Origin of the sequence: Microvirga aerophila (assembly GCF_003332305.1) — a bacterium.
Taxonomy (GTDB): domain Bacteria; phylum Pseudomonadota; class Alphaproteobacteria; order Rhizobiales; family Beijerinckiaceae; genus Microvirga; species Microvirga aerophila.
Genome location: NZ_QOIO01000009.1, coordinates 133,299 through 146,051, shown reverse-complemented (window position 1 = coordinate 146,051; position 12,753 = coordinate 133,299). Strand labels below are relative to the sequence as shown.

Below are 12,753 nucleotides of genomic sequence, written 5' to 3'. Positions count from 1 at the left end.
GCGCCGCCTACAAGAGCGAGTTCCTCCAGGAATGCCTCGCCCTCGACCGCGCCAACAACGAATAATCAATACCGGACCTACGGTGGAGAATATCAATGAACCTGCCCGTCGCCATGCCCGGCATCTCGCCTGACACCATTCCCCAGGCCCGCGAGATCTTCCGGTCGACGAAGTATTACGATCACAACGAGGGCTTGTCCTGCTGCTTCAGGCAATGGCGGGCAACGCATTCGCATTGCCGGCTGATCCATGGTTATGCCCTTGCGTTCAAGTTCGTGTTCGCCACTTTCGAACTTGACGAACGCAACTGGTGCTTCGATTTTGGAGGCCTCAAGCCGGTGAAGGCCTGGCTCAAGGACCTCTTCGATCACACCATGCTGGTGGCGCAGGATGATCCGGAGCTAGCGCGTTTCGAAGCTCTTCATCGCGATGGACTGGTCAATCTTCGCGTGCTTCCGGCGGTTGGATGCGAGGCGACGGCCAAACACGTTTTCGGTCATGTGGCAGCCTTCGTTCATGAGGAAACGAAAGGACGGGTCTGGCTCGAGAGCGTCGAGGTGAAGGAGCACGGAGGAAACTCCGCTATCTATTCCCGCTGACGCGAAGCGTAACATCAGCCCGCTCGCCCGAGGGTCAGGAGCGGGCTGTCTTCTCCTGCGTGACCCTTTCGTACACCCAGCTTTGCGCCTCCTCGATGCGGGCGAAGATCGGCGGCGTGGTTGTCAGGATGGCGCTGCAGGGGCCAAAGCCCGCTTCGAGAAACCAGCCCCCCTTCGGTGCCTTCTTCGCCGACCTCTGCGGCCGAAACGACTGTGAACACAGCGACCAAGTGATCATCGGCCATGACAAGCTGCCCCACACGGCTGCCTCCATCCGTCATGACGGAAATGGGCTGAAACGTAATTGTCGGACCCAATCCCATGCCATTCTCTAACGTGATTCCCGGTTGAGGTAGAGGTAGGTCGGATCGAAGTCAGCCTCCTTGCGAAGTTCGGCCCAGTCCAGGATCGTCACCACATCTCCCGTCCAGGTAATCATTCCCTTGCTGCGCAGTTCCTGCACCACGCGATTGACGTGGACGGACGAAAGACCAAGCGTATCACCCAATTCGACCTGCGTAATTGGCAGCCGAAACCGTTGCCCGTCCGTCTGCCCCACGGACTCCAGGCGCAGGAACAGCTCGCACAGGAGGTGCGCGAAGTGCCCCAGGGCCGACCGGCGCCCCATGGCCACGAGCCATTCCCGTTGGATGGCGCCGTCGATGAGGGTGCTGAGCCACAGCATCCGGGTGAGGTGAGGCTGTCCCTCGCTGATCCGCTGAAGGGCCTCGTGCGGGACGACGGCGATCCGGCAGGGGGTAAGGGCCGCTACCCCATGATCCATCTGCTTCAGGAGAAAGCTGTTCAGGTCGACGAATCGCCAGTCACGTGAATGGCTGTGATCTGCCTTCGGCCGTTGGACAGGATTTTGTAGCGGGCCGCAAAGCCCTCGAGGAGCAGATTGCTCTCGGCCGGGCGCGTTCCTTCCCGGACGATGTCCTCGTCGGCGTCCACATGACGAACCCTCGCAATCGCCGTTTCGAGCGCCTGCTTCTCTTCCACTGTGAGCTGGTCGCGATGCGCGAGCTTCAGGATGAGTGGGTTGGTCATGTCTTGGATTCCGAAATGGCGCATTCTGCCATCCAGGATGGATGCTTGGCCGGATCGAGGCTTCTGGCCGCGCTCCGTCGGGTCGGCAATAAACTGTGTTAATTCTGTCAGGGCATTTGGAGCGGAGCTGCCGGCAGCCTCTATCCCGACGCCAAGGGAATGCAGCATCAAAAAATGGAAGCCTTCGGGGGAATCCCTAACATATGTAAATTCACCCATCGGAAAAACGTGGAACGTTTGTTCTCGTCAGCTGTGTTGAGTCTGAGGGCCGGCATCATCCTGCAGAGTGGTCGGTTCGCCCGAGCACCTCCTGTTCCGAGTGAACCCATGTCCGATCCGTCACGCCCATACGACTTGCGAACGGTGCTTGTCGCGGAAGACGATGCGATCATCGGCTTCGATATCACGGACGCTCTCGAGGCCGCTGGTTATGCGATTTTAGGGCCTGCGGGCAGCTGTTCCGACGCCTTTGCCTGGCTGGAAAACAGCCCCCCCGACATTGCGATCCTCGATGCGATGCTGCAGGATGGCCCCTGCACGGAACTTGCCCGGGAATTACAGAATAGAGCGATTCCGTTCATCATTTATTCCGGGCGGAGCCATAAGGAATTCGCGGCGGAGTTCGAGTGCACAAAGTGGCTCGAAAAGCCAAGCGCTCATGAGGATTTGATCACGGCTCTCGATCAGCTTTTGGCCCGTCACCGCGATGCTGCTCCGGCGTTTCCTCTCTCGACAGTCGCCGCCATTCGCTGAGGGCCAGTTCACAGAGCCGGTCGGCGTCCCTCTCGCCAGTTTTCGCCGCGGCGATGATCTGCCGTGCGACCTCGCGACGAAGCACATGGGCCGGAGCATTGATGCTGTCCGGCATCTCCCCTAGCCGGTCCAGGGCGCGGTCGTAGGCTGCGCTCAGGATGAGCACCGTATCCGGCTCGAAATATGACTGGAAGGCGATCTCGTTATCGGCCATCGGCTTGGTCAGGACGTTGCTCGCGGAATACATGGCAGGCTGCTTCATTCAGTGCCGAGAGCCGCTCTGGTGACCCGGTCGGAGCCGATGTCCTCGGCCTTCTCGATGCCGAGGATCTCCGCCAGGCGGCTGCGGGCTCTGTTGATCCGGCTCTTGATGGTGCCGAGTTGAGCTCCGCAGATATGCGCGGCTTCCTCGTAGCTAAAGCCTTCCGCCGCAACGAGAAGAAGCGCTTCACGCTGCTCGAAGGGAAGTTTCGCGAGGGCAACCTGCAGGTCCTGGATGTCGAGATGGCCGTGCTGTTCCGGAAGGCTGCTCAATCGGCTTGCCATTGCGCCATCCGGGTCTTCGACTTCGCGACGGCTCTTGCGGTAATGGGTGTGAAACTGATTGCGCAGGATGGTGAAAAGCCAGGCCTGGATGCTCGTGCCCGGTTGAAAGCGATGAAGATTGCTCAGACCGCGCGTCAGGGCTTCCTGCACGAGGTCGTCGGCTTGATCGATATTGCCCGTCAACGAGATCGCGAAGGCGCGCAGGTGCGGCACCGACCGAAGCATCTCGTCCTTCAACTCAGGGGTCAGGGTCATGAAGCCTTATCCTGATCCTGGGTGTCGAGCTGCTTGAGCAATTGCACGAGGCGATCCGGCAAAGGCTCCGCCTTTAGGCTTTCATACATGGCGCGCAGGCCCTGACCAATCGCATCCTTGATTTCGGGAGCGACCTTCGGGTCAGAAGCCTGAGGGCTGGTCTGGATGTCTTGCGGCAGACCATGCCGATCATCGTTCATCATCTGGTCCGGCACTGGCGACGCAACCTTCGACTGAATGAGGTGGGATGGTGGGGTGGCATCCTCCGACCCGAGTGGGGCGGCCTACCCATGGCCAGACCATAGCCTTGGGCGCAAGGAGCACATTCACCTATGTTATTGTCAAGTGGGCTGGCCCGCCGCCCGGCTTTTCGGGAGATGCCCCCGCTAGACGCTCCAGCGCTTGGGCAAGTTCATGTAAAGTAATGCGGACATACTATGTCGACATCGACGTCAGGTTGGGGCCTCAAATGTGTCGAACCCTCACGAGGGCGATTTTGTGTAGTGAAGTGATAATCGACAAGCTTAGCCTTTATGAGGATGTGCCCTAGAGCTTGTTTGCATCCCAGGTTTACGTTGTCTGCAACGGTCTCAACACATTGCAACTTGACCGGCTTGATCGAGACTATATGGAGGTGACGTTAGGGAAGTGGCCCGGCTCATTCCCAAAATGAATTTTTGCTTGGTCATTGGCGGCATTGAAGTGATGGAGACGCATGCGATTGCCCCCGAAGAGGTGAGGGCGACACTGCACAGGATCCTGCTGGAGGCTCCATTCCAGCGATCTCCGCAATTGAGGGCGTTCCTCGGCTATATCGTCGAAACAAGCCTGGCGGGCCGGGGCAGCCTGCTGAAGTCCTACTCGATCGCCACGGAAGCGCTTGGCCGGCCAGAGGATTTCGACCCGGCCACGGATGCGATCGTCCGCGTGAAAGCCAAGCGCCTTCGTGAGGCATTGACCAGGATCTACGCCCAGCCGAATTGCAACCTGCCTGTCCGGATCGACATCCCGGTCGGACGATATGAACCAACTTTCAGGCGCTTCCAGGCCGACGCCGGCAACTCCTGCGGGCCCGATAGGGCGTTCGGAACCATCCCAAGTCTCGAAAGGCTTCAGATTGGATCGCGGCAGGCCAAGGAACTCATTCGAAGCGAGGAACGCTACCGCGCTTTGGTGCAGGCAAGCGCCGCGGTGGAGTGGCGGGCGGATGCTGATGGTCGCGTGACGAACAGCACCGGATGGACCGAGCGGACGGGCCAGGATGCTGCGGAGCTGAGAAGCAATGGATGGCTTCAGGTTGTCCATCCCGATGACCGGGAGAGGGCAGGGCAGCTCTGGGAGGAGGGGTGCAATAGCGGCGACAAGGTGGAAGCTGCCTTCCGGGTCCTGCATCGGGATGGAAACTATCGCTGGATGCTGGCGAGAGGCATCCCCATCGAGCAAGATGATGGCTCGGTCAGGGAATGGATCGGCACCGTCACGGATGTCGACGATCACATGCGGGCCATGGAGGCGCTGCGGGCAAGCGAGGAGCAGTTGCGGCGGGTGATGGAGGCGGCTCGCCTCGTCGCCTGGGAACTCGATCCGGCAACAATGCTCGTGACGCAGTCGGGCGCTTTCCAGTCGCTGTTCGAAACCGGTTCGGGAGGTTTGGCTCACTTCGTGTCCCTGATCCATGAGGACGACCAGGCGCGGGTCGTCGCGGCGCTCGACGCTGCGCTCGAACGCGACGAACCATTCGAGGAGGTCTTCCGAGTCGTGCGGCCCGATGGCAGCCTGATCTGCGTGTCCGCCCGTGGAGGGATGATGCGTGCGAAGTCGCCGCAGGAAGACCGCTTCATCGGCGTTGCGTACGAACTCTCTGCACGGAACGCGGCGTAGTCGCCATCAGGCGGGATCGAGGGTTCGATCATGCGGCGACAGGCGCCGGATGACTGCCGACCGGCGCTTTTAACAGTTAGATATGAGGGGTAGGGCGTCGCGCGTTAAGCTTGCCTTCACCCTGACCTCGCAGGGTCGGTAAGCCTGAAGTTACGTCGCGTCAGGGGGCGCGCGCTTCCCGCGGCGATGCGGGCAGGCCACTGAAAGACAATGCGCGTTCTCAATAATCTCAAGCTCTCGATGAAGCTGGCGATCCCGGTCACGGTTTTCCTCGCCATTACAGCCGGCCTGATCGTTCTGGCAAAGACGGGTCTCGACAGGATGGCGGTCGATACACAGGAACTCGTCGACGTCGATGCCGCCCGCCTGACCGCCATCCTGCAGATCAATGCCGAGGTGAACGAGGCCAGCATCCAGGAGAAGAACCTCATCCTTTTCAGTGCTAGCGAGCCGGAGCGGCTCAAGAGCGCCGAGGCCGTGTATCAGCAATACAAGAAGCTCGCGATGCAGCATATCGATGAGCTTATTGCCCTGTCGGATACGCCCGCGCCGTGCCATGAACGAAGAGATCAAGTCGAACGTCGGCAGCTATTTCACCCTCATGGACAAGAGCGTCGCCTTCAGCATGAAGGATGACGACTTCAACGCCCTCAACATCTCCAACGGAGAAGGGCGAGACGTCCGCAGAAAGACGCGCGACATTCTCGCGGAGCGGATCGAGGCCAATCGCAACGCGCTCGAGGCTGCCAAGGCAGACGCCGCGGCGCTGGCATCATCCACTTCCATGACGCTGATCCTTTCCTCGGTTGTCGCATTGGCAATGGCCGTTGCTTTGATCGGCGCCATCGCGATCTATGGCATCACGCGTCCTCTCGGCGCCATGACGGGCGCCATGGGGCGGCTCGCAAGCGGAGACCTTGCCGTGAGCGTCACGGGCGCCGACCGCAAGGATGAAATTGGCCAGCTGGCTCGCGCTCTCCAGGTCTTCAAGGACAATGCCATCGAGGCGCGCCGCCTTGCGGCCGAGCAGGAAGCCGAGAATGACGCAAAGATGCGCCGCGCGCAGATGCTCGATCAGCTCACGAGGCAGTTCGAGTCCAATGTGTCGATCCTGACGCAGGGTCTGTCCTCCTCGGCCACTGAGATGGAGGCCACCGCGCAGTCCATGACGAGCATTGCCGATCAGACGACCGGCCAGTCGGTCAACGTCGCATCGGCCGCGGAGCAGACCTCCGCCAACGTGCAGACCGTGGCGGCCGCCACCGAGGAGCTCTCTATCTCCATCCGCGAGATCGCGTCTCAGGTGCAGCAATCGTCACAGATCGCCGAGCGCGCCGTAGACGACGCCCGGCGCACCAACATGATCGTTCAGCAACTCAGCACCACGGCGGAGCGGATCGGCAACGTCATTGCACTGATCAACAACATCGCGTCCCAGACCAACCTGTTGGCGCTCAACGCCACCATCGAGGCGGCGCGGGCGGGCGAGGCCGGCAAGGGCTTTGCGGTCGTGGCCACCGAGGTCAAGGAACTGGCCAACCAAACCTCCAAGGCCACCGATGAGATTGGTTCGCAGATCGGCGAAGTGCAGCAGGCCACCCGCCAGGCTGTCGACGCGATCCAGGAGATCACCAGGACCATCGGCGAGATGTCTCATATCTCGGTCGGCATCGCGGCCGCCATGGAGGAGCAGGGCGCGGCGACTGCCGAGATCGCCCGCAACGTCCAGGAAGCTGCCCGCGGCACCGAGCAGGTGACCGGCAATATCGGAGACGTGAAGCGCGGGGCTGGCGAGACGGGCGCGGCTGCGTCCCAGGTGCTCAGCGCGGCGCGCGAACTAGCCCGGCATTCCAACAGCCTGGGCCACGAGGTCGACAGCTTCCTGTCCGGCGTCAAGGCCGCCTGACCTCAGGGCCATTCATGATGACGGGAGAGCGCGGTCCGCCGCGCTCTCCCGAATTTGTTTCAGATCTCGGCCCGCTCCTGGATATCCACGTAGCGCCCGCGTGCGAAGACCAGTGGCGGCCGGTCCGTGTGCTCATAGGCCAGGACTGCTCCAAGAAAGATCACGTGGTCGCCGCCATAGTAGCGAAATTCGTTGCGGCACGTGAAGCTCGCGGCCGCGCCCTCGATCAGCGGCACGCCGCCAATGCCGTCTCGAACGGCCACGCCCTCGAACTTGTCTGGCGCCGAACGGGAGAATTTCTGGGACAGATGCGTCTGGTCCGCCGCCAGGATGTTGATGGAGAAATGCGGCGATTCCTGAAAGGCCGGGAGGCTTGGGGCAAAAAGCGAAAGGCTCCACAGCACGAGCGGCGGCGACAGGGAGACGGAGCTGAACGAATTGGCCGTCAGGCCGGCCAGTTCACCATTGGGTCGTCGCGTGGTGATGACCGTCACGCCGGTCACGAAGGTGCCAAGCGCGCGGCGGAAATCCTTCGGGTCGATGTCCGGGTGATGATGGCCCGTGGTTTCTGGGTGGCTCATGTCCGGAATCCTAGAGAGTGGGATTGTCGGCCGGCTGGCCGAGGGCGACCCGCCCGTAAGCCGTCGCCGCCACATCCGTATTGAAGGTGATGTGTGCCCGTGCCGCGTGCATGTCCCGGAAGGCGCGCTGCAACGGATGGTGCAGGTAGACGGCGCCGCCCCCGCCCGCTTCGTACAGAAGATCGACAGCGCGCGAGCACAGTTCGGCCGAGAAGGCGCCATCCCGGCGGTACCGCACCTTTGACAGCATGTCCGGCACCCGATGCGCTTCCGCCAGACGCTGGACCTCGGCGCAATTGGCGCTCATCACCAGCCGGGCCGCATCCGCCAGCGCCGAGGCTTCGGCGATGCGTCTCTGCACAGCAGGGAAATCGCTGAGCGGCACCGCCGTATAGGTGGCGATCCGCCGGCCTGCATTGGCCATGAATGTCTCCACCGTGGCCTGCGCCAGCCCGAGGACCGTGCCGCTGAGCACATATGGAAAGGTCGCGAAAACCGGGATCCGATAAAGCGCTCCGGGATTGACCCGGCTGCCGGGTGTCGCACCGCCCTTGATGTCGTCGACGGCGATCGACCGGTGCTCGGGCACGAAGGCATTCTCTACCTGGACGTCATGGCTCCCGGTTGCCTCGAGACCGCCGGCCTGCCAGGTGTCGATGATCCGGTAATCGTCCCTGGGCAGCAGGAAGATGCGGTACTCGGCCGGGTCCTCCTCGATCTCGCCACCCACGATCGCACCCAGCATCGTCCAGCCGCAAAGCTCGATCCCACTGCAGAACGGCCACCGGCCGGACAGCACATAGCCGCCCTCGACCGCGTGAGCGCGCCCCGCCGGAAAGATGAACGACGCGCTGACCAGGGCATCCGGGCTCTCACCCCAGATGTCGTCCTGCGCCTCGGGCGGGAACATGGCAAGCATCCAGTGATGGCTCGCCAGATTGGTGAGGGTCCAGGCGCTTGAGGCGCATCCGTGGGCCAGCACGGCTCCAAGCTCTACGAGTAGCCCATAATCACCTTCACCGCCGCCCACGCGAGCGGGTTGGAGCGCCCGGAAAAGCCCCGCCTCGTGAAACTCCCGGATGGTTTCGTCCGGTACGCGCCGCAGGCTGGCTGCCTCGTCGACCCGCTCCTTCAGGCGCGGCACGAGCTCTTGCGCGCGACGCAACAAGGCTTCCCTCGTTTCCGACGCGCGTTTGGTTTCCGTGACCTCAAGCAAGCCAAACTCCTGTCCGTTCCCTCGGGAAGACGCCAGCCTGCCAGGGTGCGCCCCGGCGGTCCCGGCTACTGAAACGACCCTAGCAACGGCGCTTAACCTGGGGAAATGATGTAATCTACTTGCAGCTATTAGGATCCATATTCCTGATGACAGGGCCTCGATGGTCCTGACCTGGCGTTGACGCAGACCTGAAAGTCTCTAGGCCTAGCCCATTCCAACTGACATGAAGGTATTCCCATGGACGTCAGAGACAGCAATGGATCCCTCCTTGTGGAAGGCGACGCCGTCACCCTCATCAAGGACCTGAAGGTTAAAGGGACGTCCGTTGTGTTGAAACGGGGGACCCTGATCAAGAACATCCACCTCACGGACAACGAAGACGAAGTTGAGTGCCGGGTCGAGAAGGTGAAGGGGCTGGTGCTCAGGACGGAGTTCCTGAAGAAAGCCTGAGCACAGGGTGTCGGCGAGGCTGCCGCTGATGCAGGTCGCTAGCGACATGGGAGGAGAATAGCCGCTTGGGAAGCGCATGGCCGCGGCTTTGCCATGTCTGCGCCACATCCCGGTTCTAACCAGAACCCTTGATTTCTCGATCTTTCGGCGAGTTTTCGATGCGAATTGGCGATCTCTCCCGGGCTCGCGCTCCCGTCGAGCCACGTGGCAGGGCCTCCTTCCTGGCCCTTTCCCTCACTCTGGCGACAAGTGTGCTTCTTGTCGGTTGGCTGGCCTTGCCCTCTTCCAATCAGCCCGCCGCGGAAACGAATATCGCGGCTGCTTCCGGTCAGGATTCAACGGCCAGCCGCGTGCAGCCAGACGACACCCCTCGGCCTGCCCCTGCGCCAAGTCCGGCTGTTCCTCCCCTGCGGGTGGCCGATGCGGGCTCCGACGTATCCTATGGCGGACCACCCGCATCCGGCACGCCGGCCAAGACCGACGCTGCGAGCATCGCCGTTCAGAGCGCTTCGATCGGCAATCCCATCACACCCCAACTTCAGGTGGTCGAAGTGCCTGCGCCCGCACAGGAGCAGGTGGAAGCCAGCCCATCGGCTCCCGAGGTTGAAGAGCCCACGGAGGTGGCGTCCGTGACCGGAGCGACCACCGGGACGAACCCTACGGCTGATACTCGGAAGGCAGTTGGTCTCGTCGATCTCAATACGGCTTCCGTTGACGCTCTCAACACCTTGCGTGGCGGCGGCCGCATTGGCCGGTCCATCGTGCGCGGACGTCCCTATGCGTCGGTCGAGGACCTTGTGAAGAAACGGATTTTGAGCCGGTCCGTCTACGCGCGGGTGAAGGATCAGGTCGCAGCCCGCTGAGCGTTTTAAGCTGGCGCGAGCGCTTGGCTCTGGTCGCGGAAACGTGAGAGCGGCCGTCACAAATCGGCCAAGTCTCAGAGGTAATATCGTGTCGAATTTCGATGTGTGTCGAGGATGTCGTTATGAATCGACATGTCTTCAGTTCGCCTGTCGTAGTCACAATCGAAGCTTCGCCTGGACGCAAGCGTCAGTACCCTGTCCGAGACCTCTATAAGGCCATGGCGGCGATGCGATGGTTCGGCCTCAAGGCATTCATCGACCTTCGCGCCACCAGACCCGGAATTTGGCTCGTCGCAGCCGCCGCCTTGGCGAGGGCGAATGAGCACCCGGATCCAGAGACCATCGAGCACGCCCGGCACATGTTCGAGGCCCTTGCCCGGGCCGCAGGAATCCTTGCCGGAGCCTAGAGCATCGGACGAGAAGTCGGATCCGATGAGGTCTGCATCTCAGCCATCCTGGAGCCATGCCGAAGCCGCCGGTGGCGCGTCCACTTAACGGTCCGATGCTCTAGGGAGAGCAGCCTTTCAGGTCTTTGCCCGAGAGGTCTCATCAGCAACTCAAGGGTGATTGATGATATTTCATCATTTGTCCTGATGGCTTGTCGGGCTTAAGACATCGACCTTCACGGAAGGTCTCTCAATCATGTCCCAAACCGCCGTCCTGCCTGGCTCCGCTCCGGCCCGGATCGATGGAGCCACCGCTGGCCTCTATGCCGCCACGGTCTTCCTGTGGGGCGTGAGCTGGATCGGCATGAAGGCCCAGATTGGCATCGTGGCGCCGGAAATGTCCGTCCTGTGGCGCTTCGTTCTTGCCTGTGCGGTGATGTGGGGCTGGGTTCTGATGACTGGCAAGCCGGTGCGCTTCCCGCGCGCCGACCACCTTCGCTTCGCGGTGCTGGGCTGCTGCCTGTTCTCGTTCAACTTCCTCTGCTTCTACTACGGCGCGATCCCGATCCCGTCCGGCCTGCTCTCCGTGGTGTTCTCCCTCGCGTCCATCTTCAACTTGGTGCTCGGCTTCGTGCTGTTCCGGCAGACGGTGGAGCCGCGGGTCGCGCTCGGTGGCGCGATCGGGTTCGCGGGCATCGGCCTCTTGTTCTGGCCGGAAATCGCCGGTGCGGGCTTCAATGCGGCAGCCTTGTGGGGCTTGGGATTGTGCGTGGTCGGCACCCTGTTCTTCTGCTCGGGCAACATGATGTCGACCGTGGTGCAGCGTCGGGGCGTGCCGCTGCTCTCCGCCAATGCTTGGGGCATGACCTACGGCACGCTGGTGCTTTTGGCGCTCAACGTCGTGCGCGGCAACGCGTTCATCATCGAGCCCACATTCAAGTATGTCGGCGCGCTGTTCTATCTCGCGATCGGCGCGTCCGTTCTGGCCTTTGCGTCCTACCTGACCTTGCTGCGGCGGCTCGGCGCGGCGAGGGCCGGCTATGCGACGGTGCTGTTTCCCATCGTGGCGCTCGCGGTCTCCACCCTGCTCGAAGGCTATGCGTGGACACCGCTTGCCGTCATGGGCGTGGTGCTGGCGCTGACGGGCAACGTGCTGGTGCTGCGTCGCCCGGCGGCAAAGCCGTAAGGCATCAGAGCTATTCCGCTGCGACCGGCATCACGGTGCGGGTCGCGCCCAAATTGTCCAGCGACTGCTTGATGTGGAAGCCCAGCGCATCGGCCAGCGGGTTCTCTTCGCCCCGGGCGCGGATCAGGCCGATCTTGCAGGAGGGCAGGGCCGGAAAGCCGTCGGAGGGACCGAGGATGCGCATGCCCGGACGCACCGCGCTCTCCGGCAGCACCGAGACTGCAAGTCCCGCCAGGACAGCCGCGCCGACAGCGGTGGAATGCCAGCTTACATAAGCGATGCGAAAACCGCGATTGGCGCTCTCCAGCGCCTCTGTGGCCGAGTGGCGCCAGACGCAGTTGGGTCGTCCCATGGCGAGCGGAATAGGGGCTTCCTCATGGACGCCGTGGCGCGCGGACGTGACCCACAACAACTGCTCGATGCGCACGATCTCGGATGGGCCGCGCCGGTCCACATGGGTGATGATCGCGAGGTCGAGATCGCCATGCTGCACCCGCTCGATCAGGTTGTGCGTGGGCTCGCACATCACCGTCACTTCGGCCTTAGGGTTGGAGCGCGAGAAGCGGGCGAGGATCTCCGGTAGGTACCGGTCGGCGTAATCGTCAGGCAATCCTAAGCGCACGCGGCCGATGAGCTCGTTGTCGTTGAAGGAGGCCATGCACTCGGTGTTCAACCGCACGATCCGGCGGGCGTAATCGAGAAGACGCTCGCCTTCGTCTGTCAGTTTAGAGAGCCGCCCGTCGCGCTCGAAGATAGGCCGTCCAACCCGGTCCTCCAGCCGCTTCATCTGCATGGACACGGCGCTCTGGGTCTTGTGAACGATTTCCGCCGCGCGGGTGAACGATCCCGTATCGGCAATCGCCACGAAGGTCCTGAGCTGATCGATATCGAGAAGATGCATGGCGTCTCGTCTCCCATTATCAATTCCACTGATGTTATATATCTCAAACTATCGTTTCAAGTGATGAATTGTATAAGCTAAGGTCTAAATATCAGAACGGAGATTATCCCTACTGATGTCAACGACTTAGCTTTCCGGAGTCCCTTGGGCCTCTGGAATCCCTGGAGCGCCTTTGAGCGG

The 12,753-nt window shown here is 62.0% G+C and carries 15 protein-coding genes and 1 pseudogene; 9 read left to right on the top strand and 7 right to left on the bottom strand.

Annotated elements, in window-relative coordinates; all coding sequences use genetic code 11:
* Positions 1 to 95: 95 nt before the first annotated feature.
* Complete coding sequence (locus tag DRB19_RS07190; protein ID WP_245439308.1) at positions 96 to 599, top strand: 6-pyruvoyl trahydropterin synthase family protein; 504 nt, start codon at positions 96 to 98, stop codon at positions 597 to 599.
* A 331-nt stretch (positions 600 to 930) separates the two neighbouring features.
* Here DRB19_RS07190 and DRB19_RS07180 read toward each other — a convergent pair.
* Positions 931 to 1,649: pseudogene (locus DRB19_RS07180) on the bottom strand (Crp/Fnr family transcriptional regulator).
* A gap of 159 nt (positions 1,650 to 1,808) precedes the next feature.
* Here DRB19_RS07180 and DRB19_RS31840 point away from each other — a divergent pair.
* Positions 1,809 to 2,402, top strand: a complete 594-nt coding sequence (locus DRB19_RS31840) for a response regulator (RefSeq protein ID WP_114185345.1) — start codon at positions 1,809 to 1,811, stop codon at positions 2,400 to 2,402.
* On the opposite strand, the gene DRB19_RS07170 is transcribed toward DRB19_RS31840, so the two are convergent.
* From DRB19_RS07170 to DRB19_RS07160, 3 genes are read right to left on the bottom strand one after another with little or no spacing between them, the layout of a single operon-like run.
* The gene (locus DRB19_RS07170; RefSeq protein ID WP_114185344.1) at positions 2,320 to 2,649 is read right to left on the bottom strand and encodes a hypothetical protein; all 330 of its coding nucleotides are present in this window, start codon (positions 2,647 to 2,649) and stop codon (positions 2,320 to 2,322) included. The two genes, DRB19_RS31840 and DRB19_RS07170, sit on opposite strands and share 83 nt — an antisense overlap.
* Positions 2,650 to 2,660: 11 nt before the next feature.
* On the bottom strand, positions 2,661 to 3,203 hold the full coding sequence (locus tag DRB19_RS07165; protein ID WP_114185343.1) for a sigma-70 family RNA polymerase sigma factor: 543 nt from the start codon (positions 3,201 to 3,203) through the stop codon (positions 2,661 to 2,663).
* The gene (locus DRB19_RS07160; RefSeq protein WP_114185342.1) at positions 3,200 to 3,406 is read right to left on the bottom strand and encodes a NepR family anti-sigma factor; all 207 of its coding nucleotides are present in this window, start codon (positions 3,404 to 3,406) and stop codon (positions 3,200 to 3,202) included. The genes DRB19_RS07165 and DRB19_RS07160 overlap by 4 nt, the downstream gene beginning before the upstream one ends.
* A 502-nt stretch (positions 3,407 to 3,908) precedes the next feature.
* On the opposite strand from DRB19_RS07160, the gene DRB19_RS07155 reads away from it, so the two are divergent.
* The 3 genes from DRB19_RS07155 to DRB19_RS07150 all read left to right on the top strand — a co-directional run bounded on the left by DRB19_RS07155 (position 3,909) and on the right by DRB19_RS07150 (position 6,990).
* Positions 3,909 to 5,084 (top strand): PAS domain-containing protein, encoded by a 1,176-nt coding sequence (locus DRB19_RS07155; RefSeq protein ID WP_245439311.1) that lies wholly within the window; start codon positions 3,909 to 3,911, stop codon positions 5,082 to 5,084.
* Between the two features lie 210 nt (positions 5,085 to 5,294).
* Positions 5,295 to 5,720, top strand: a complete 426-nt coding sequence (locus DRB19_RS31665; RefSeq protein WP_308494264.1) for a hypothetical protein — start codon at positions 5,295 to 5,297, stop codon at positions 5,718 to 5,720.
* A complete protein-coding gene (locus DRB19_RS07150) occupies positions 5,641 to 6,990 on the top strand; it encodes a methyl-accepting chemotaxis protein (RefSeq protein WP_308494265.1) in 1,350 nt (449 codons plus the stop codon). The genes DRB19_RS31665 and DRB19_RS07150 overlap by 80 nt, the downstream gene beginning before the upstream one ends.
* A gap of 59 nt (positions 6,991 to 7,049) precedes the next feature.
* Here the strand turns inward: DRB19_RS07150 and DRB19_RS07145 are convergent, their stop codons facing one another.
* Positions 7,050 to 7,571 (bottom strand): flavin reductase family protein, encoded by a 522-nt coding sequence (locus tag DRB19_RS07145; protein ID WP_114185340.1) that lies wholly within the window; start codon positions 7,569 to 7,571, stop codon positions 7,050 to 7,052.
* Between the two features lie 10 nt (positions 7,572 to 7,581).
* The gene (locus DRB19_RS07140) at positions 7,582 to 8,787 is read right to left on the bottom strand and encodes an acyl-CoA dehydrogenase family protein (protein WP_245439307.1); all 1,206 of its coding nucleotides are present in this window, start codon (positions 8,785 to 8,787) and stop codon (positions 7,582 to 7,584) included.
* Between the two features lie 237 nt (positions 8,788 to 9,024).
* Here DRB19_RS07140 and DRB19_RS07135 point away from each other — a divergent pair, with 237 nt between their 5' ends.
* The 4 genes from DRB19_RS07135 to DRB19_RS07120 all read left to right on the top strand — a co-directional run bounded on the left by DRB19_RS07135 (position 9,025) and on the right by DRB19_RS07120 (position 11,672).
* Entirely contained in the window at positions 9,025 to 9,237 is a 213-nt protein-coding gene (locus DRB19_RS07135) for an alkylphosphonate utilization protein (RefSeq protein ID WP_114185339.1), read from the top strand.
* 158 nt (positions 9,238 to 9,395) lie between these two features.
* On the top strand, positions 9,396 to 10,100 hold the full coding sequence (locus DRB19_RS07130; RefSeq protein ID WP_114185338.1) for a ComEA family DNA-binding protein: 705 nt from the start codon (positions 9,396 to 9,398) through the stop codon (positions 10,098 to 10,100).
* Between the two features lie 122 nt (positions 10,101 to 10,222).
* Complete coding sequence (locus tag DRB19_RS07125; protein ID WP_114185337.1) at positions 10,223 to 10,507, top strand: hypothetical protein; 285 nt, start codon at positions 10,223 to 10,225, stop codon at positions 10,505 to 10,507.
* A gap of 235 nt (positions 10,508 to 10,742) precedes the next feature.
* Positions 10,743 to 11,672 (top strand): DMT family transporter, encoded by a 930-nt coding sequence (locus tag DRB19_RS07120; RefSeq protein WP_308494266.1) that lies wholly within the window; start codon positions 10,743 to 10,745, stop codon positions 11,670 to 11,672.
* Between the two features lie 10 nt (positions 11,673 to 11,682).
* On the opposite strand, the gene DRB19_RS07115 is transcribed toward DRB19_RS07120, so the two are convergent.
* Positions 11,683 to 12,573: a LysR substrate-binding domain-containing protein gene (locus DRB19_RS07115; protein WP_114185335.1), complete on the bottom strand. Its 891-nt coding sequence runs from the start codon at positions 12,571 to 12,573 to the stop codon at positions 11,683 to 11,685.
* Positions 12,574 to 12,753: the final 180 nt, after the last annotated feature.

Excerpts from the sequence above, each read along its gene's own strand:
- DRB19_RS07190 (WP_245439308.1), top strand. The coding sequence starts at position 96 with ATGAACCTGCCCGTCGCCATGCCCGGCATCTCGCCTGACACCATTCCC.
- DRB19_RS31840 (WP_114185345.1), top strand. The coding sequence starts at position 1,809 with ATGCAGCATCAAAAAATGGAAGCCTTCGGGGGAATCCCTAACATATGT.
- DRB19_RS07170 (WP_114185344.1), bottom strand. The coding sequence starts at position 2,649 with ATGTATTCCGCGAGCAACGTCCTGACCAAGCCGATGGCCGATAACGAG.
- DRB19_RS07165 (WP_114185343.1), bottom strand. The coding sequence starts at position 3,203 with ATGACCCTGACCCCTGAGTTGAAGGACGAGATGCTTCGGTCGGTGCCG.
- DRB19_RS07160 (WP_114185342.1), bottom strand. The coding sequence starts at position 3,406 with ATGATGAACGATGATCGGCATGGTCTGCCGCAAGACATCCAGACCAGC.
- DRB19_RS07155 (WP_245439311.1), top strand. The coding sequence starts at position 3,909 with ATGGAGACGCATGCGATTGCCCCCGAAGAGGTGAGGGCGACACTGCAC.
- DRB19_RS31665 (WP_308494264.1), top strand. The coding sequence starts at position 5,295 with ATGCGCGTTCTCAATAATCTCAAGCTCTCGATGAAGCTGGCGATCCCG.
- DRB19_RS07150 (WP_308494265.1), top strand. The coding sequence starts at position 5,641 with ATGAACGAAGAGATCAAGTCGAACGTCGGCAGCTATTTCACCCTCATG.
- DRB19_RS07145 (WP_114185340.1), bottom strand. The coding sequence starts at position 7,571 with ATGAGCCACCCAGAAACCACGGGCCATCATCACCCGGACATCGACCCG.
- DRB19_RS07135 (WP_114185339.1), top strand. The coding sequence starts at position 9,025 with ATGGACGTCAGAGACAGCAATGGATCCCTCCTTGTGGAAGGCGACGCC.
- DRB19_RS07130 (WP_114185338.1), top strand. The coding sequence starts at position 9,396 with ATGCGAATTGGCGATCTCTCCCGGGCTCGCGCTCCCGTCGAGCCACGT.
- DRB19_RS07125 (WP_114185337.1), top strand. The coding sequence starts at position 10,223 with ATGAATCGACATGTCTTCAGTTCGCCTGTCGTAGTCACAATCGAAGCT.
- DRB19_RS07120 (WP_308494266.1), top strand. The coding sequence starts at position 10,743 with ATGTCCCAAACCGCCGTCCTGCCTGGCTCCGCTCCGGCCCGGATCGAT.
- DRB19_RS07115 (WP_114185335.1), bottom strand. The coding sequence starts at position 12,573 with ATGCATCTTCTCGATATCGATCAGCTCAGGACCTTCGTGGCGATTGCC.